The following is an 18,137-nucleotide window of genomic DNA, read 5'->3' on the forward strand; positions in this document are numbered from 1 at the left end:
ACCATTCTACGATTAAAGTCTTTTAAAAAAGTCGTGTTCGCCAGAAATTCATATAGATGTTAAGGAATGTTCACAAAACCTCTAGCACAAATATAGAAAAAAAGCAGGTTAGAGCGGACTTAGCACAGTGTATGGCGGGAAGGTCAATGAAAATCTTCCAGTCTTATTAGGTGAAATCCTTCACATACTAAAAGGCTATTCTCCACAGAATGTTTGTTGTTTCACAAACTTGCTTGAAATATAGTGAAGATGTAATCGAAAGGTGGTGTAACCAGATGATTGAGTCAATCGAAAAGAGAGCCGGAACTGCGGTGGTTTTTAACATTATTGCAGACTTATATAAGCCGCCTGTTTTGGAGACCTGGAAAGAGATGGAGCAAAACCATTTACTGAAAAGGCTAGAGTTACTGGCCAGGGATTTATATGGTTTTGAATCTTCATTAGACGGGATCTTGCCTGATGACTTTGAACAATTATGCAAAATACATAAAAAGGCGATCGGGTCAGCAGAAGAGAAAGCCGTCCTTCCGATAGAGTCGCTATATAAACCGTGGACCCAGGATGAAACTTGTACTCTTCCATTTGCTCGGGAAAAAGGCTACCTGCAAGGTGATCCGGCCCTGCACATTACCTTCCTCTTAAATGAACTGAAAATGGAAATTCCAATGCAGTACAAAGGCATTCCCGATCATATATCCATTCTGCTTGAGCTGGCAGCATACTTCATCGAACATGCTCCTGAAAAATTCAGCAGAGAGTTCATTGAGGATCACCTGGACTGGCTGAGTGAATTTGAAATAAAACTTAAAGAAAAATCGATCCATTCTTTCTATGAAGGGATTACTCGTTTTTTAATAAAAGTTATTGAAGCGCAGCAGAAAATGGATAATTAAAAAGGTCTGCAACATAAGGTGGTGATGCTTTCGGTGCGAGCAATGAGACGATTGCAAAGAGGGAAGGCTGGGTTTGATCTGTTCAAGGTTTGTGAAGCAGCCTGCCTGACTGAAGGCGGAAAAGGGTCAAGAGAAAAAGGAGGGCTAGTATAATGCTAGAAACAAAACTATCAAGGCGGCGATTCATAAAAGCTTCTGCCGCGACAGCTGCCCTGGCATCTGCGGGGACTGTTGGCTTTAATGAATGGTCTAAAGAATATGTAAAAGCTAGTGCTAACGCGGAAATTAAAGAAATTCCCAGTACATGCAATGCATGCTCCAGCAAATGCGGAATGGTTGGCCACATCAAGAATGGGCGTTTATGGAAGCTTACCGGGCATCCAGACCATCCATATTCCAAAGGAAAGCTTTGCGCCAGAGGACATGGGTATGCGACGGTTGTTTATTCTCAAGACAGGCTGACCCAGCCGCTGAAACGGGATGGAAAGAATAACTTCGAGCCCATTACCTGGGAGCAGGCTTATAAAGAAATTGCTGAAAAATTAAATAAGATCATCAAAGAGCATGGTCCCGAGGCGGTGGCGCTCACAGAAGACCCAAGAGCTACAGGAAAGTTCTATTCTCCACGATTTATTAATGCGCTGGGCTCGGCCAATTATTATACACATCATGTCGTTTGTTCAAATTCAAGAGATGCGGGTTTTCTTCATACAGTCGGAGTGACTGCTACCAGTGCGGACATCAGCAATGCAAAATATATTATGTTCATTGGCAGAAGCTACGGCGATGGAATCCGTCCGAGTTCGGTCCAGTCTTTGGCAGCTGCACGGGACAATGGAGCAAAGATTGTCATCGTGGATCCGCGATTGAATAACACGGGCAATCTCGCTACTGAGTGGCTGGCCATTCGTCCAGGTACTGACCTTGCCCTCGTGCTGGCAATGTCACATGTTCTTATCAAGGAAAACCTTCATGATTTGGATTTTATTAAAAAGTATACAGTTGGTTTTGAAGCATATGCCAAAGAATTGGTAAACTACACTCCGCAATGGGCAGAGGGTATCACTGGTATTCCTGCTGCGGATATCACCCGTATTGCAATCGATATGGGGAAAGCAAAACCAAAAGCCCTGATTGAACAATCTTGGAGAGGCGCATTTGGCTGCAACTATGAAAATAGCACAGAAACCGGCCGCGCCGTCGCCATGTTCAATGCTTTACTGGGTAATTACCAGCAAAAAGGCGGAAGTATCTTTGGAGCTAAACCCCACCTGGGCAAATTAGATGAGGTGAAATATCCAAACCCGAAAGAACCAGAGTCACCAAAGGCAGGCAAAAAGGAATTCCCTCTTGCTTACCAGGGTAGCGGTGTCGCAACAATCGTTGCGAAAGAAGCACTGGAAGGCAAAATGAAGGCTGCTATTTACTACCATTCAAATGCTGCCCTTGGCTATGGGAATCCAAAAGTGATGAAAGAAGCATTTTCAAAAATGGATTTGGTTGTAGCCATTGATGTCCAAATGTCTGAAACGGCTCAATTAGCCCATTATGTTCTTCCGGAAGTCACCTATATCGAGCGTGATGAGGTCATTGAAGAGTTATCCGGTAAAGTACCGGGAATCGCCTTAAGACAGCAGATGGTTGATAAAGTCCATCCTAAGACAAAGCCGATCCATGAGATTTATACAGAGCTGGCAAAAGCCTGCGGTGTCGGCCAATATTTCAATTTCACGCTGGATGAATTGAACGAAGCAATGCTTGCACCAACAGGTATATCTTATAAGCAGCTGAGGGAAAAAGGCACCATCATGTTCCCTGCTGAGGAAATTACGATGGGTGAAATGCCGAAAGTAAAGACACCATCTGGAAAAATTGAATTCTACAGTGAAACGTATAAAGAAGCCGGTTTTAACCCAATTGTCGAATGGATCGAGCCAAAAGTTAGTCCTGCAGATGATTCTTTCCGGTTAATCACAGGAAAACAGGCAATCCATAGCCATACCCAAACTGCGAATATCCCAATCTTGATGCAGATTACTAAAGATTATGATTTAGAAAGAATCTGGATCAACCCTGTTCGTGCCAAAGCGCTGGGAATAAAGGATGGGGATATGGTTGAAGTGAAATCCAGCGAAGCCACCAGCAAAATCCGTGTTAAAGTAACGGAGAGGATCCATCCGGAAGCAATCTTTGTTCCAAGCCACTATGGGATAACTTCCAAGGATTTAAAGACCGGATACGGTGTGGGCTTTGGCTACATGGAACATGTACCCTTTGATTTTGAAAAATGGAGCGGAGCAGGAAATATCCACGAAGTAATCGTGAAGGTTAGGAAGGTGAATGGCTGATGGCACGCTATGGAATGGTGATAGACACAAGAAAATGCGTCGGCTGTTACGCATGCCGGGTGAGCTGCCAGATGCAGAATGAACTTGCGGTCGCAGAGTCCTTTATTAAATTTTACGAAAAAGAAACGGGCGTTTTCCCGAACGTAAAGAACGAAATCATCCCTGTGCAATGTCAGCATTGCGAGGATGCACCATGTGTAAGTGTCTGCCCGACCAAGGCTACCTACACAACAGAAGAAGGCATCGTACTTGTAGACTCAGAAAAATGTATAGGCTGCAAATATTGTATGGTTGCTTGCCATTACGGAGCAAGAACACAGAATCACGAGACGGGAGTAGTGGAAAAATGCCGTTTCTGTTCCGAACTTGTGGCGGAAGGAAAACAGCCGGCCTGTGTCACAACATGCATTAGCAATGCCCGGATTTTCGGTGACCTTGATGATCCGAACAGTGAAGTATCAAAGGCGATTGTAAAATTGAATGCCCAGCCTTTGAGACCGGATTTAGGGAAGGCAAAAATTTATTACGTGAGGTGATTATAAATGGTTTGGGGAACTATTATCGCAGCTTATTTATTCCTTGCCGGGCTGAGTGCAGGGGCGTTCTTAACCTCTTCCTATGCAGCAAGGAAATATCCTGATGCTGTTGCCGTCCGTTTTGCTGGCAGGCTGATCAGTCCAATCCTGATGGGGATAGGTCTACTGCTTCTCATTGTCGATGCAGAGGCAGGATTGAAAGATCCATTGCGCTTCATCTATTTGTTCACGAATTTCAATTCAGTCATGACCATTGGGACTTATTTCATCAGCTTCTTTATGATGGCTGCAGCCTACATGGCCGTGATGGAATTGTTGAAAAAAGAAACAAACAAAATAATCGAATACGTCGGCATGGTTTTTGCTGTTGCAACAGCAATTTATACAGGCTTCCTAATTGGTGTCATTGGTGCTGTACCACTTTGGAACACGGCCATTTTGCCTATCCTGTTTGTTGTATCTGCCTTCTCAACAGGGATTGCCGGGACGATGCTTGCGGCATCGATAATGGATAAAAAAGTCATCCATCATGTGATGTCCATCAAAAAAATTCACCTATCGCTGCTGATTGCTGAAGTCTTCCTGATATTCACAATGTTCTTGATCACATCTTCAACCAATGAATCGGCTGCCCAATCGGTATCCATGCTGCTGACTGGCGAATACAGCACAATTTTTTGGGTCGGCTTGATTGCAATAGGGCTGATTGTGCCAATCATCATCGAAGGTCTGGAGTTATTTAACTTCAAAAAGCTGAACACCAGCCGCGCAGGACTGGAAGTTGCAGCCGGAGGTACAAGCGGGATTGCCGCAACCCTCATAACCGAAAGCGCAGTTCTTACCGGAGGCTTCATCCTTCGTTATCTATTGCTAGCCGCAGCAGTACCTGTCATCTTTTTATAAGAACAAAACGAATCAGCGTGAAATCTTGATATAAGATTTCACGCTTTTTAATTTGTCTTTTTCTCGGACAAAACCTAGGCATAATTAGCTGGAAATGTCTGAAGTAGGGTCGTGTTCGGACAAAACTAAGGCATCAGCAGCTTAAAATGTCTGAAGTAGGTCCATGTTCGGTCAAGACTTATGCATCACCAGCTGAAAATGTCTGAAGTGGGGTCGTGTTCGGACAAAAGCCTGGCGTCAGCAGCTATAAATGTCCGAAGTGGGGTAGTCTTCGGACAAAAGTCCGGCGTTAGCAACTCGAAATGTCAGAAGTAGGTCCATGTTCGGACAAAACTCAGGCATCAGCAGCTGGAAATGTCAGAAGTAGGTCCATGTTCGGACAAAACTCAGGCATCACCAGCTGGAAATGTCTGAAGTGGGGTCGTGTTCGGACAAAAGCCTGGCGTCAGCAGCTGGTAATGTCTGAAGCAGGGTCGTGTTCGGACAAAAGCCTGGCTTCAGAACCTCGAAATGTCTGAAGTAGGAGTATGTTCGGACAAAACTCAGGCATCAGCAGCATGAAATGTCTGAAGTAGGTCCATGTTCGGACAAAACTCAGGCATCAGCCGCTAGAAATGTCTGAAGTAGGACCATGTTCGGACAAAAGCCTGGCTTCAGCAACTCGAAATGTGTAAAGTAGGTGCGTGTTCAGACAACAAAACCATGCGGTCAACATCCGAAAATGTCTGAACTATAATCGTGTTCAAAAAAACTCCCGATTGCAGAAGAATTATCACCTTAAAAAACCAATAATTAAGCTGAATCCTTATCGATGTTCAACTTGTTGACATTAAAAGGGATTTCCAGCAATAATGACTTAAAATGCACCTTATAAACTGAGAGGATACGAATATGATAATCTTTGGTAAAAAGGAAGCAGACATCAGTTACAAATGGAGACCAGGAGTTTATGGATTGATTTTTAATGAAAGGAAGCAAATCGCCTTGATCCGGACTGATGATGGGAAGTATTTCCTTCCAGGTGGCGGCTTGGAAGATGGTGAAACTCACGAGGAATGTCTCGTTAGGGAAGGTATAGAAGAAACCGCCATGATTCTTACAGTCGGTGAATGGATTGGCAAAGCGAAGCAATATTTTTATTCGAAAAATGACCAACAACATTATTTGTCCGAAGGAGATTTCTATTTAGCTAAAATTGCGGGACAAGCCGATGGGCCTGCTGAACTAGACCACCACTTGGAATGGATCGAATTGGACGAAGCCATTGAAAAACTATTTCATGAGCACCAGCGCTGGTCTGTCCGAAAAGTTTTGAAGCTGGCTAAGAGTCACCATCTGCATTCTATTTAGAATATGGTGAAAGAAGGAGAATCCGTGCCAATTGGGAAAATCAAATGACCCAAATTACCTCTTTTCTTTCACACCTGCTTAATGGTAATGTTAGCTTAATCACCTTTTCCTTACATAAAAATAGTTTGATGGAAGCATTTAGTGGGAAAATATTTCATAGAACAGCAAAGAATAATGAGGGTGATTATGGATATCAACTATGAATTTCAGATCTTCCACGAAGAATTAAGAAAGCTGAAAAAAGATTTTCAGCGTTGTGAAGATGTGACAATAAAGAGATCAATTGCCAATGACATTGAACTTTTGGAAAATGCGCTTAAAGCTATATGAAAAAAAAAGCAGGAGATTTACTATGAGTAGACAAATAACTGATCCAGAATTCCTTTCTTTCTGTGAAACTGCCAAACCGATCGAAGTAGTTGAAAAAATCACCAACCATAACATCCGCGGGCTTGAGAATATTGCGCTTCGTTCGATTTCGACACGGAACAAGCTTCCGGCAAATGTTGTGAACCTTTTGGTGGCTTATTTTTACAGCCACTATGGGAATCAGGTGTATAATCGGAATGATTTGGCACGGCTTTATGATTACTGGGCCTCAAGGGATGTCAGGACAATGGCCAAAGCTGCTGAAATGGTCCAGGAGGATATTGAGGAAGTCCTTAAATCATTGAAATAGCCCAATTTATGAACAGGCTGATACCAGCCTGTTTTTTTTAGAGGAAAATCACATTTCATCGCGAAATCTTATACAAAGGCTGTATTCGTAAAGATTGTTGTTAAAATCCTAAAGCCGATTTTAACGTGATAAAAGCCATTTTGTTGGTCGGGACTAAGTTGGCAAGCTCTTTTCTCATATTAAGCGTGAATTTTGTGAAGAAACTTAGGTAGTTCCATCCTAATTTGTATTCAATAGCAACAATGTTTGAGAAAAGAGCCTATACAAAAGATTGAAAGCAGGGTGGTATTTTGCTCAAGGAATCTCAGATAAAAATTGCCGGAATGGATGACGGTCAAAAGGTGGTCCAGTTTTTAAAGCGAATCGCACAGTGGATGAAGGACAATGATATCAATCAGTGGCGATACCTTCTTAGTGGCGGGGATGATGAAGAAATCCTGCATGCGGTAAAGAAGATGGAAACTTATATCGTTTTGAATGAAGATGAAGTGATTGCTACCTTTACTATTTCGGAAAACCAGAGTGAATGGGATCATCATATCTTTGGTGAAGATTTCGCCCGGGATTCACTTTATTTGCACAGATTGGCCATTTCTCCAGAATTGATAGGAACCGGTGTGGGAAGCGAACTATTGGACTGGATTCATCAAAACATATCAACAGACAAATCATTCCTCAAATTAGATTGCGTTTCGGATAACAGGAAATTGAACAAGTTTTATTTAGACAACGGCTTTGAATATTTGGGCGAAACGGACCATCATAGCAAATACCAAAAAAAATTATAAGGATGAATCAGAGGACTCTATGCGGGTCTTTTTTTTATACAGCAATGGGAAGATGTCACTCAATGTTAATAAACAAAACATTTTACCCACAAAAACAGAGGTTACAATAGAGTTGTAAAGATACCGCAGTTGCGAGGGATTGCTATGTTGATGCAGAAAGAATATTTGGCAGATATTGTGAATCATTTGCCTGAGGGTATGATTGTAATGGATACAGAGCGGAAGATTCATTACCTTAATGAAAAGGCTATAGAAATGACAGGCTGGAAACTTGGAGAGAAGGTGCCATATTGCACTTATTGCCAGGAACGTGAAGTGAATGAGGATGAGAACCGCTGTATTCTTACGGCTGATGAGCCAATTCCTTCTTTTAACTCCCATCTGGCTGTATATGAAGGACTTGAAGAGTTTGAAATGTCCCTGAAAAAACTGATAATAGCTGAAGTAACCTATTATGTCCTGCGCATCCGACAGCCAGTGCAGAATGAAAACAGCGAACGCGCCAGGTTCCATGAGCTGCTTGTCCGGGAGACGCTGCTTGCCCAAGAAGCAGAACGGAAGAGGATTGCCAGGGAATTGCACGACCATATCGGCCAAAGCGTATATAGTATATTCCTTGGCTTGGAGGTCATAAAGCAGGGATTCAGCGATGAGAAATATCAGCACCATCTTTTCAATATGATGAATGTCATGGAAAAAACGCTTAAAAATATCAAACAGCTGACCAAAAGTCTCCGGCCAGAAATTGTCTACGATATCGGCCTCGAAAAATCACTTCGCCAGGCTGTTAAGGACTGGCGGAAATTATATCAGATAGAAATCTTCCTTGAAATGGAGCTGGATAAAAAACAGGAGCTTGACCCGGAAAAAGAGCTCCATCTATTCAGGGTCATCCAGGAAAGTGTTGCCAATGCGGTTCGCCACGGTCAAGCAACCTATGTCTCCATTCATTTAAAAACCTATTATCAATATGTCTTTTTCAATTTATACGATAACGGAATCGGATTCTTATCAGAAGGCTGTAAAAAGAAAGGACTTGGCTTAAAGCATATGTATGAGCGCTGTAAAATGCTTGATGGAGATATCAAGTGGCTTAGCAAAGAGGGCGGGCCGACAAGGGTGGAAGGATTTGTATCTTTGATCAAAGCGGAGGGAGAGAGGGAAAGTGAACTTAATGATCATCGATGACCATGAGATTGTCAGGGATGGATTGAGCATGCTTCTTCAACAATCATTTTGCATTGATGGAAGGATCTGTGCCTGTGATGGTTATGAAGCTGTAAAAGCTGCGGAGAATTTTCCGGCAGACCTCGTCCTGCTGGACCTTTCGATGCCCGGCGGGTTGGATGGTATGTCAACTCTGGAAAGATTGAGGAAATTGCTGCCGGAGGCCAAGATTGTCATCTTTTCAATGCACGATGATATAGTCTACCAGAAAAAAGCTTATGAGGCAGGAGCTGACGGCTTTTTAATCAAACAGTTGAAGCGGGATGATCTCATCCAATCCCTTGATCAGATTTTGGCAAATCAAAAGGTGTTCGATACATATGTTTGGGAAGATAGTTCAGAAGGGGATCATTTTAATCTGGTCGACCTCCCGATAACAAAACGCGAAAAAGAGGTTTTCGTACTGACTGTTAAAGGATACTCGCAAAAAGATATAGCAGAAAGGCTTGACATTTCCGTCAAAACTGTTGAAAATCACAGACAGAAAATCGGTGAGAAGCTCGGTACCCACAAGCGTTATGAATGGGTTGAAACTGCAAGGAAATACAATGTATTTTACTCTTAACAACAGGGCAAAAAAATGTCCTGTTTTTTTTACTATATAAATAAGGGCTGTAATCCAAAGTGATTTTTTGATGAAATGTCCATTTTTTTTTGGGATTATTTCATGCTGGGATTTTTTTTGCGATAATGGAAGAATAATAGTACGAAAGCAGGTGTTTTGTGTTGCAAGTACTTCAAGTGAATCAGGTAACCAAGAGATTCAAAGATTTTGAGGCTGTAAAAAATGTCTCTTTTTCTGTTAACAAGGGGGAATCATTTGGTCTGCTTGGCCCTAATGGCGCTGGTAAGACAACGACAATCCAGATGGTATCCGGACTGTTTCCTCCAAGTTCGGGAAGCATCGAGATTGCTGGCATTGATATGATCAGGCAACCCAAGAGAGGACAGGGACTTTTAGGAATAGTTCCACAGGAAATAGCTCTTTACCAAACGATGAGTGCAAGGGAAAACCTTGCTTTCTGGGGGAGGATGTACGGTTTAAGGGGACAAAACCTGCAAAAGAGGATAAACGATGTGCTGGAAATCATCGGGCTGGCTGATCGGGCAAAGGAAAAGGTTGAGACTTTTTCTGGAGGAATGAAGCGGAGAGTCAATATTGGAGCTGCCATATTACATAATCCTGAGTTATTAATCATGGATGAGCCGACTGTAGGGATCGATCCCCAATCACGGAGCCACATCCTTGAAACAGTAAAAAAGCTGAATCAAGAAGGAATGACAGTCATTTATACAAGTCATTATATGGAGGAAGTCGAGTATCTTTGTGAAAAGATTGGCATTATGGACCACGGAAAATTCATCACTTCAGGAACAATTTCTGAATTAAGGGAGACAATCGGTGATCGTTCTCGGATTGTCATGAATTTCTCGGAAGCGCACGAACCTGAGAACATAAAGAAGGCACTGAGCCAATTAGTGCCTGAAGAGGATCTGGCTATCCAAGAAAGTGAACTAGCCATCTTTCATAATGAACCGCAAAAGGTCTTGAGTGAATTGATTCAGACAGTTACTGGAGCAGGATTCGATATCACATCTGTTGAGATCGTTGAACCAAATCTTGAAAGTGTCTTCCTCCATTTGACCGGACGAAGCTTAAGAGACTGAGGGGGATTATCATGGGATTTTGGTGGCTGGCATTGAAGGATGCGCTCCTGATTGGAAGAGACAAAAAAGCGTTGCTGACACTTGTTTTCATGCCTATTTTATTAATTGGTATTCTTGGCGCAGTATTCGGCAATATGATGGGAAATGAAGAAGAAGCTCCCATCAAAGAATTCAAGATTGGAATTGTCAATCTTGATGAAGGTCCACTTGGCAAGGTTTTAGAGGAAGAAGTCTTCATGGAAGGACTGCCAGATCTTATCTCTGCTGAGGCAATGGGTGAAGACGAATTAAACGATCAATTAAAGCAGCAGGCCATCTCCGTGGGAGTCATTCTTCCACCAAATTTTTCTGATCATATCATTTTAGGTGAAGAATCAAAAGTTCGAATCATCTCCATTCCATCTGCTTCGATCCAGTCGTCGATCGTAGAGAGCGCAGTGCTGCAATTCGCGCAGGGTGCTGCCGTTAATATGGCAGCCATAAAGGTTACTGGTCTTCCAGACCCTGGAAAGTCCGTTACTGAATTTGCTCTGCCTGCCATTGAAACTTTTGACCTTGTCGAAGAGGTTGCAGTGAAGCAGGAACAGAAGCCCGTTGGCTCGTTCCAGTATTATGCAGCAGGTATGGGAGTGATGTTCTTACTTATGACCGTTATTACGGGTGTAAGCACAATGATTGAAGAAAAGGAACAAGATGTTTTTAATCGTCTGCTGATCACCAAGTTGACCAATACTGATTACCTTATAGGCAAATTCATCGGTTTGCTGTTCATGTCCTCAATTCAATTTTTCATCATCATTATCGGAACAAGATACCTGTACGGAGTTGATTGGGGAAATTCGATGTTGGGTGTCATGGTGGTTGGCCAGTCTTTCGTTTTTAGCGTATGCGGGCTGGGAGTCCTTCTGGGCACGCTTGTGAAAACAGAGAAAACCTTCAATGCGGCTGGTATGCTTGGCACGCAGATTATGGCGGCCGTTGGGGGAAGCATGGTCCCGTTATATGTTTTTCCGGAGTGGATGAATTCAGTCGTGAAAATCCTTCCCAATGCTCTTGCACTCCAGACATTCCTTGATTTGATAACCGGGGCAGACGTGTGGCAAGTGTTAGTGGAAGCTGGTATTTTAATTGCCATCGGAGTCGGTTCGATTGTACTTGCGTTTGCATCCCTTTCTGTAAAAAGGAGGGCTTCACATGCTTAAAGTGTTCTCCATTGCGGTTTTACATCTGAAAACATTGTTTAAGACACCTTCCGCACTCATTTTGATGTTTGTCATGCCCATTATGTTCAGCTTGATTTTTGGCGGAATTGGCTCAGGTGGATCCTCTGAAAAAAATAAGCCAGTGGTCATGGTGGTAGAATCAAAAGAGGATGTGGATGGCTCGATCATGAAGCTCTTATCCTCTAACAGCCAGTACAAATGGCAGCGGGCTAGTGAAAAAGCAGCAAGAGATTCGGTCGACAACCAGAAAGCAATCGCAGCAGTGGTCATGGCTGATTCAATGATTGGAAATTATGAACAGGAACAACCTCTATTTCAAATGATTGTCCAAAGAAAAACCCAGGAGTATCTTGCTTTGAACAACTATATCAAAGGAGTCGGAAGGACAGTTGGACAGTCAATGGAAGTCAGCGCGGCTCAAGGCAAAGAGAAAGCTTTTGATATGATTGGCGAAGTGGCAGCAAAGGATCCGATTGGGGTGAACAGGGAAATAGCCAAAAAAGAGCAATCAGAATCAGAGTCTGTGGGAATGCTGGCGATTGGTTTTACCATCATGTTTATGATGTTTGGTATTTCAGGAGCTGCATCAGCCATCCTTGACGAAAGAATCGGCGGAACCTGGCAGCGGCTGCTCACATCTCCTGCTACCAAATTCCAGGTCATGGCAGGGTATTTAATCTCCTATTTCTTGATGGGAGCTATTCAATTATCCGTACTGATGGCGGTGATGAACCTGACCTATGGTTCTTCCTGGGGAAATCTGGTTTATTTTGCTCCTTTTGCGGCATTGGTGATCATAACGATTGTTGGCTTTGGCCTGATGATGGCTGGCATCGTGAAAACCAGACAACAGTCTGGGGCATTAAGTGCAGTACTGATTGTCAGTACCTGTATGCTTGGGGGAGTCTATTGGCCGATTGAGATTGTACCGGAGTTCATGCAGCAGATTGCCAAAGCAGTGCCTCAGAGCTGGATGATCACAGGATTTCGGGAGATCGTCAGTGGCAGCCTTTATACCCCGGCAATTGTCAGCTCCACACTGGTACTGCTCACTTTCAGTACGATCTTTTTTACTATTGGCTTAAGGAAAATGAAATTTGATTGAATTTTTGCCAGTCCATTTATGGGCTGGTAATTCTTTTTAAGTGGATTCTATCGAAAATTATAATTTGTCGAGTTATAATAGATATTTAGAATAAGAGTCGAAACAGCGGCTCTTTACTTTGTCTGAAAAAGGGAAAGAACCGTGAAAAGGTAAAATCAGAGGTGCTTCTCTTCCTTAAAACAGAGAAGTATATGAAATGGTAAACGTGAGTATAAACTCAACAACTACGCAATGTGAATTTTGGAGGATAATATGGCTGCATATACCCCTATGATCAAGCAATACCTGCAAGTGAAGGCAGATTACCAGGATGCCTTTTTATTTTTCCGTCTGGGAGATTTTTATGAAATGTTCTTTGAGGATGCGCTAAAGGCATCCCAGGAACTTGAGATCACACTGACCAGCAGAGAGGGCGGCGGTGAGGAACGGATTCCGATGTGCGGAGTTCCATACCATTCTGCTCCTAACTATATCGAACAATTGATAAACAGAGGGTACAAAGTGGCCATCTGTGAACAAACGGAAGACCCGAAGACAGCCAAAGGCGTCGTGAAGCGTGAAGTGGTCCAATTGATTACGCCCGGAACAGTGATGGAAGGGCGAGGGCTTCTTGAAAAAGAGAATAATTTCATTGCCACTGTATCTGTATTTTCTAATAATCAATTCGGTTTTGCCTGCAGCGACCTTTCAACTGGAGAAAGCAGGGCAACATTGATTAATGGAAGTATTGATGAGCTGATCAACGAATTATCGATGTCTGGCGCAAAGGAAGTCGTCATCGAAAGCACACTTTCACCAGAGATCCAGAAAAAGCTCCGGGAACGATCCATTCTGGCTCTTTCAATAGAGGATAATAGCGAAGTGAATGAGAGTTTTTCAGATTTGTTTGCGGAACTGGATAATGAGGCACTGATCACCACTGTCTCAAGACTGTTCAATTATCTGTACCGAACCCAGAAGCGAAGTCTTGACCATTTGCAAAAGGTCTCAGTTTACCATGTTCAGCAATATATGAAGATCGATTATTTTTCAAAGCGGAATTTAGAGCTTACTGAAACAATCCGTTCCACAGCGAAAAAAGGTACGCTTTTATGGCTGCTGGATGAGACGATGACAGCAATGGGCGGCAGGATGCTTAAGCAATGGATCAACAGGCCGCTGATTGATAAAACTGAAATCGGCCGCCGCCAGGAGCTGGTTCAATTATTCGTTGGCCAGTTTTTCGAACGACAGGAATTACGGGAAAAATTGAAGGACGTATACGACCTGGAACGCCTGGCAGGCCGCGTTGCTTTTGGCAATTTGAATCCTAGAGACTTAATGCAGTTGAAAAGATCATTGCTCCAGGTTCCTGTGCTGAAAGATATACTGGAGAATCTCTCCCATGAGGAAGCTGCCAGGATGGCAGAAAGGCTAGATCCTTGTGAGGAAGCTGCCGATTTGCTTGAACAGGCAATCGTGGAAAATCCCCCTATCTCCGTAAAAGAGGGGAACATCATTCGTGACGGATATGACCAGCAGCTGGATCAGTATCGTGATGCCAGCCGCAATGGGAAGACATGGATTGCGATGCTTGAACGTGAAGAGCGTGAAAAGACGGGCATTAAATCGCTTAAAGTTGGCTATAACCGGGTGTTTGGCTACTATATCGAAGTGACCAGGGCGAATTTGCATTTGCTGCAGGAAGGACAGTATGAGAGAAAGCAGACTCTTTCAAATGCAGAGCGTTTCATCACTCCTGAGCTGAAGGAAAAGGAAGAATTGATCCTTGCTGCCGAGGAAAAAAGTGTCGAGCTGGAGTACCAGCTATTTACCGGCATACGCGAAACAATCAAAGAATATATTCCGAGATTGCAAGGACTTGCAAAGGCGCTCAGTGAACTGGATGTCCTGCTTGGGTTCGCAGAACTTAGTGAACAAAGGCATTATGCCAGACCTGTGTTCTCCGCTGACCGGAAAATATATTTGAAGGATGGACGCCATCCTGTAGTCGAAAAGGTGATGGACGCGCAGGAATATGTACCCAACGATTGCTATATGGATAATGAACGTGAAGTCCTGCTGATCACAGGTCCGAATATGTCTGGTAAAAGCACTTATATGCGCCAGGTTGCATTGACCGCCATCATGGCTCAAATTGGCTGCTTTGTACCTGCTGAGAAGGCTGAGCTGCCGATTTTTGACCAGGTGTTCACCCGAATCGGGGCTGCCGACGATCTCGTTTCAGGTCAAAGTACCTTCATGGTTGAAATGCTTGAGGCGAGGAACGCGATTATTAATGCTTCCAGGGACAGCCTGATTCTATTCGATGAGATTGGCCGGGGAACATCTACCTATGATGGAATGGCTCTCGCCCAGGCAATGATTGAATACATCCATGACAAAATTGGCGCAAAAACATTGTTTTCAACCCATTATCATGAATTGACTACGCTTGAAAAGGAACTGCATAAATTGAAAAATGTCCATGTCAGTGCTGTGGAGCAAAACGGCAAGGTCGTCTTCCTTCATAAAATCAGAGAAGGCGCAGCGGATAAGAGTTACGGTATCCACGTTGCCCAGCTGGCTGAATTGCCGTCAGAACTGATTGAACGTGCTGCGGAAATCCTGCAGATCCTAGAGCAGACGGACAGCCAGGTTTCAGGTGATGTGGGCTTTGAAAATGGCCTGGATACTGTCATGGCATCTACGGAGGTAGACCAAAGTTCGCTTCAGGCCAGGGAAACAGCAGCTGCAGCACAACTGTCATTTTTTGATGAAGAGCCCGGACAACAAAAAACCAATAAGGCCAGCAAGAAAGAAAAGCAGGTCCTCGATCAATTGAGCGGACTTGAGATTCTGGATATGACGCCATTACAGGCGATGAATATACTTTATGAATTGCAAAAAAAGCTAAGAAAGTAATGAATAACAAGATACTATTTTAAATTGGCTCTGTTAAAGCCTAACGTTGTTTTTATTCCTGTTGATTGTAGTGGAAGGCGCGTAGACTCCTCCGAAAATGCTAACGCATTTCCATCGTGCGTGGGCAGGTTCGAGGAAGCCAATTCAATGTCCTGCGGGCGCAGCTGGTCAGGTGAGACCTAGGTGAAATGATTCACGTGAGGAATCATTTGCACCCCGCAGGAGCAAAGCGACGAGGAGGCTCAGCGCCAGCCAAGAAGAATTTGGTCTTTGAAAAAGCTGGCACTTGAGCTTTTTCATCATTCTTCCCCCGCGGAAAGCGAAGCGCCTGGAACGAAAATCAACAGCCTTGTTTAACAGAGCCTTAAAATAAAAAAATCAAGATTGCTGGAGGTGAAGAAATGGGAAAGATCCTGCAACTGGATGATGCACTATCGAATAAAATCGCAGCCGGTGAAGTAGTTGAACGTCCGGCTTCCGTTGTAAAGGAGTTGCTTGAGAACGCAATCGATGCCAACAGTACTGTAATTGAAATCGATTTGGAAGAAGCAGGGCTTGCAAGGATTCGGATTACAGATAATGGTGATGGCATCGAGGAAGAGGATGTTCTTATCGCCTTCCAAAGGCATGCTACCAGCAAAATCAAGAATGAAAACGACTTATTCCGGATCAGGACACTCGGCTTCAGGGGAGAGGCACTGCCAAGTATCGCCTCTGTTTCGAGACTTGAAATGAAGACATCTACCGGATTGGAAGGCAATAAAGTGTTGATCGAAGGCGGCAAAGTCGAATCAATAGAAAAGGCAGACAGCCGAAAAGGAACGGATATCAGTATCTCTGACCTGTTTTTCAACACACCGGCACGACTTAAATATATGAAGACCATCCATACAGAGCTCGGCAATATCACAGATGTCGTGAATCGTCTGGCACTGGCGAATCCGACTATTTCATTCAGGCTTGTCCATAATGGGCGCCAGCTATTGAAGACGACCGGAAATGGAGACGTTCGCCAGGTGCTCGCTGCTATTTATGGCATCAATATGGTCAAATCCATGATTCCCATTTCCGGTGAGTCATTGGATTATAAAATCAGCGGCTATATTTCAATGCCTGAGATTACAAGGGCATCGAGAAACTATATATCGACGATGATCAATGGACGTTTTATCAAAAACTATGCGCTGGTGAAGGCAATCCAGGAAGGGTATCATACCCTGCTTCCGATTGGCCGGTATCCGGTTGTCCTGCTTAACATCGAAATGGACCCGCTGCTCATTGATGTGAACGTCCATCCTTCGAAAATGGAAGTGCGTTTAAGCAAGGAGCAGGAACTTAATAATCTTGTGTCAAGCGTGATTAAGGATGCTTTCAAAACGAAAGAGCTGATCCCAGCAGGGTTTGTTGCACAAAAACAGGAAAAACCCAAATCGGAACAAACTTTTATGGAACTTGACCACATGGAGAATCCTGCTAACCAGCAAGATAATGGGCAAAGCTCTATGGCCAGCAAACCTTTCGTTGAGGAAAAAGCAGAAGAACTGAGCGGGCGTTACAAAGCAGCAGGACAGCAGGATTTCCCAAAAACAGAGATGCCAAACTGGCAAAATGCCTTCGTAGCCCAGGAGCCCTTCATGGAGACGAAGTTCGATGCAAGGGATGAACAAGATGATGATGGCAAAAACGCGAGTGAACCTGAGGTTTTTATTGACGTTCCAGAAAACCAGCCAGAGGTGACATCCTCCCGGGTTCCTCCTTTATATCCAATCGGGCAAATGCACGGAACATATATACTTGCCCAGAATGACCGTGGCTTATATATCATTGACCAGCATGCTGCCCAGGAACGGATCAAATATGAATATTTCAGGGAAAAGGTCGGCCAGGTGGCAACAGAGCTTCAGGAAATGCTTGTTCCGATTACACTTGAATATTCTGCCGATGAATGCATGAAAATCAGTGAATATCAACACGAACTTGAGAAGGTCGGTGTATTCCTGGAGCCATTTGGCTACAACAGTTTCATTGTCCGCTCGCACCCACAGTGGCTTCCCCGCGGCGAGGAAAAAGAGCTGATTGAAGACATGATCGAACAGCTTTTGCTGATGAAAAAGGTGGATATTAAAAAGCTCAGGGAGGAAGCAGCGATCATGATGAGCTGCAAAGCATCCATTAAAGCGAATCATCACTTGCGTATGGATGAAATACAGGCTTTGCTTGATGAACTACGCCGCTCGTCTGATCCCTTCACTTGCCCGCATGGCAGGCCCATAATCGTCCATTATTCAACCTATGAAATGGAGAAAATGTTCAAAAGAGTAATGTAATGCTAGAAAGCAGTGTTTCCCAAAAGGAGACACTGTTTTTTTTATTAATAATGAAAGATTTTCATCAATAGGATAAAAATGCTTTAATTTATGTATAAAATGGTGTAAAATTACACTAATAGAAAAATAATTACAAATCATCATCCATACCAGCTGATTTTAATATGATAGAAGGAGGGGGGAGAT

General features: G+C 43.5%; 15 protein-coding genes. All 15 read left to right on the top strand.

Translation table 11 applies throughout. The annotated features are described in order from the left end of the window. The first annotated feature begins 275 nt into the window (after positions 1–275). The 15 genes from QNH36_RS09530 to mutL all read left to right on the top strand — a co-directional run bounded on the left by QNH36_RS09530 (position 276) and on the right by mutL (position 17,951). Positions 276–893 carry a TorD/DmsD family molecular chaperone gene (locus QNH36_RS09530; RefSeq protein ID WP_251541934.1) on the top strand — a complete coding sequence of 206 codons (618 nt, stop codon included), beginning with the start codon at positions 276–278 and terminating at the stop codon, positions 891–893. Between the two features lie 152 nt (positions 894–1,045). Then, positions 1,046–3,241, top strand: a complete 2,196-nt coding sequence (locus QNH36_RS09535; protein ID WP_251541927.1) for a molybdopterin-containing oxidoreductase family protein — start codon at positions 1,046–1,048, stop codon at positions 3,239–3,241. Further along, the gene (locus tag QNH36_RS09540; RefSeq protein ID WP_283905082.1) at positions 3,241–3,777 is read left to right on the top strand and encodes a 4Fe-4S dicluster domain-containing protein; all 537 of its coding nucleotides are present in this window, start codon (positions 3,241–3,243) and stop codon (positions 3,775–3,777) included. Before QNH36_RS09535 ends, QNH36_RS09540 begins: the two co-directional genes overlap by 1 nt. A 6-nt stretch (positions 3,778–3,783) precedes the next feature. Next, positions 3,784–4,680, top strand: coding sequence for an NrfD/PsrC family molybdoenzyme membrane anchor subunit (nrfD, locus tag QNH36_RS09545; protein ID WP_144474953.1), 897 nt, complete (start codon positions 3,784–3,786; stop codon positions 4,678–4,680). Positions 4,681–5,571: 891 nt separating this feature from the next. Next, entirely contained in the window at positions 5,572–6,030 is a 459-nt protein-coding gene (locus QNH36_RS09550) for an NUDIX hydrolase (RefSeq protein ID WP_283905083.1), read from the top strand. 186 nt (positions 6,031–6,216) lie between these two features. Beyond that, positions 6,217–6,360, top strand: coding sequence for a hypothetical protein (locus QNH36_RS09555; protein WP_283905084.1), 144 nt, complete (start codon positions 6,217–6,219; stop codon positions 6,358–6,360). A 22-nt stretch (positions 6,361–6,382) separates the two neighbouring features. Then, positions 6,383–6,709 carry a hypothetical protein gene (locus tag QNH36_RS09560; RefSeq protein WP_283905085.1) on the top strand — a complete coding sequence of 109 codons (327 nt, stop codon included), beginning with the start codon at positions 6,383–6,385 and terminating at the stop codon, positions 6,707–6,709. Between the two features lie 290 nt (positions 6,710–6,999). Then, a complete protein-coding gene (locus QNH36_RS09565) occupies positions 7,000–7,497 on the top strand; it encodes a GNAT family N-acetyltransferase (protein ID WP_251541904.1) in 498 nt (165 codons plus the stop codon). Positions 7,498–7,641: 144 nt separating this feature from the next. Next, positions 7,642–8,685, top strand: coding sequence for a sensor histidine kinase (locus QNH36_RS09570; RefSeq protein ID WP_283905086.1), 1,044 nt, complete (start codon positions 7,642–7,644; stop codon positions 8,683–8,685). After that, positions 8,672–9,289, top strand: coding sequence for a response regulator transcription factor (locus QNH36_RS09575; protein WP_260983514.1), 618 nt, complete (start codon positions 8,672–8,674; stop codon positions 9,287–9,289). The genes QNH36_RS09570 and QNH36_RS09575 overlap by 14 nt, the downstream gene beginning before the upstream one ends. A 161-nt stretch (positions 9,290–9,450) precedes the next feature. Then, positions 9,451–10,392 carry an ABC transporter ATP-binding protein gene (locus QNH36_RS09580; RefSeq protein WP_144475013.1) on the top strand — a complete coding sequence of 314 codons (942 nt, stop codon included), beginning with the start codon at positions 9,451–9,453 and terminating at the stop codon, positions 10,390–10,392. Positions 10,393–10,403: 11 nt separating this feature from the next. After that, positions 10,404–11,594, top strand: a complete 1,191-nt coding sequence (locus QNH36_RS09585) for an ABC transporter permease (RefSeq protein ID WP_283905087.1) — start codon at positions 10,404–10,406, stop codon at positions 11,592–11,594. After that, on the top strand, positions 11,587–12,720 hold the full coding sequence (locus QNH36_RS09590) for an ABC transporter permease (RefSeq protein WP_283905088.1): 1,134 nt from the start codon (positions 11,587–11,589) through the stop codon (positions 12,718–12,720). Before QNH36_RS09585 ends, QNH36_RS09590 begins: the two co-directional genes overlap by 8 nt. Before the next feature lie 252 nt (positions 12,721–12,972). Then, complete coding sequence (gene mutS, locus QNH36_RS09595; protein ID WP_283905089.1) at positions 12,973–15,624, top strand: DNA mismatch repair protein MutS; 2,652 nt, start codon at positions 12,973–12,975, stop codon at positions 15,622–15,624. Between the two features lie 401 nt (positions 15,625–16,025). Then, positions 16,026–17,951, top strand: a complete 1,926-nt coding sequence (gene mutL, locus QNH36_RS09600; RefSeq protein ID WP_283905090.1) for a DNA mismatch repair endonuclease MutL — start codon at positions 16,026–16,028, stop codon at positions 17,949–17,951. The last annotated feature ends 186 nt before the right edge of the window (positions 17,952–18,137 follow it).

This window comes from Mesobacillus sp. AQ2 (genome assembly GCF_030122805.1).
In the GTDB taxonomy this organism is placed as follows: domain Bacteria; phylum Bacillota; class Bacilli; order Bacillales; family Cytobacillaceae; genus Mesobacillus; species Mesobacillus oceanisediminis_A.

Bases quoted from the DNA above. Each gene is read 5' to 3' on its own strand.
- QNH36_RS09530 (WP_251541934.1), top strand. From the start codon at position 276: ATGATTGAGTCAATCGAAAAGAGAGCCGGAACTGCGGTGGTTTTTAAC.
- QNH36_RS09535 (WP_251541927.1), top strand. From the start codon at position 1,046: ATGCTAGAAACAAAACTATCAAGGCGGCGATTCATAAAAGCTTCTGCC.
- QNH36_RS09540 (WP_283905082.1), top strand. From the start codon at position 3,241: ATGGCACGCTATGGAATGGTGATAGACACAAGAAAATGCGTCGGCTGT.
- nrfD (WP_144474953.1), top strand. From the start codon at position 3,784: ATGGTTTGGGGAACTATTATCGCAGCTTATTTATTCCTTGCCGGGCTG.
- QNH36_RS09550 (WP_283905083.1), top strand. From the start codon at position 5,572: ATGATAATCTTTGGTAAAAAGGAAGCAGACATCAGTTACAAATGGAGA.
- QNH36_RS09555 (WP_283905084.1), top strand. From the start codon at position 6,217: ATGGATATCAACTATGAATTTCAGATCTTCCACGAAGAATTAAGAAAG.
- QNH36_RS09560 (WP_283905085.1), top strand. From the start codon at position 6,383: ATGAGTAGACAAATAACTGATCCAGAATTCCTTTCTTTCTGTGAAACT.
- QNH36_RS09570 (WP_283905086.1), top strand. From the start codon at position 7,642: ATGTTGATGCAGAAAGAATATTTGGCAGATATTGTGAATCATTTGCCT.
- QNH36_RS09575 (WP_260983514.1), top strand. From the start codon at position 8,672: ATGATCATCGATGACCATGAGATTGTCAGGGATGGATTGAGCATGCTT.
- QNH36_RS09585 (WP_283905087.1), top strand. From the start codon at position 10,404: ATGGGATTTTGGTGGCTGGCATTGAAGGATGCGCTCCTGATTGGAAGA.
- QNH36_RS09590 (WP_283905088.1), top strand. From the start codon at position 11,587: ATGCTTAAAGTGTTCTCCATTGCGGTTTTACATCTGAAAACATTGTTT.
- mutS (WP_283905089.1), top strand. From the start codon at position 12,973: ATGGCTGCATATACCCCTATGATCAAGCAATACCTGCAAGTGAAGGCA.
- mutL (WP_283905090.1), top strand. From the start codon at position 16,026: ATGGGAAAGATCCTGCAACTGGATGATGCACTATCGAATAAAATCGCA.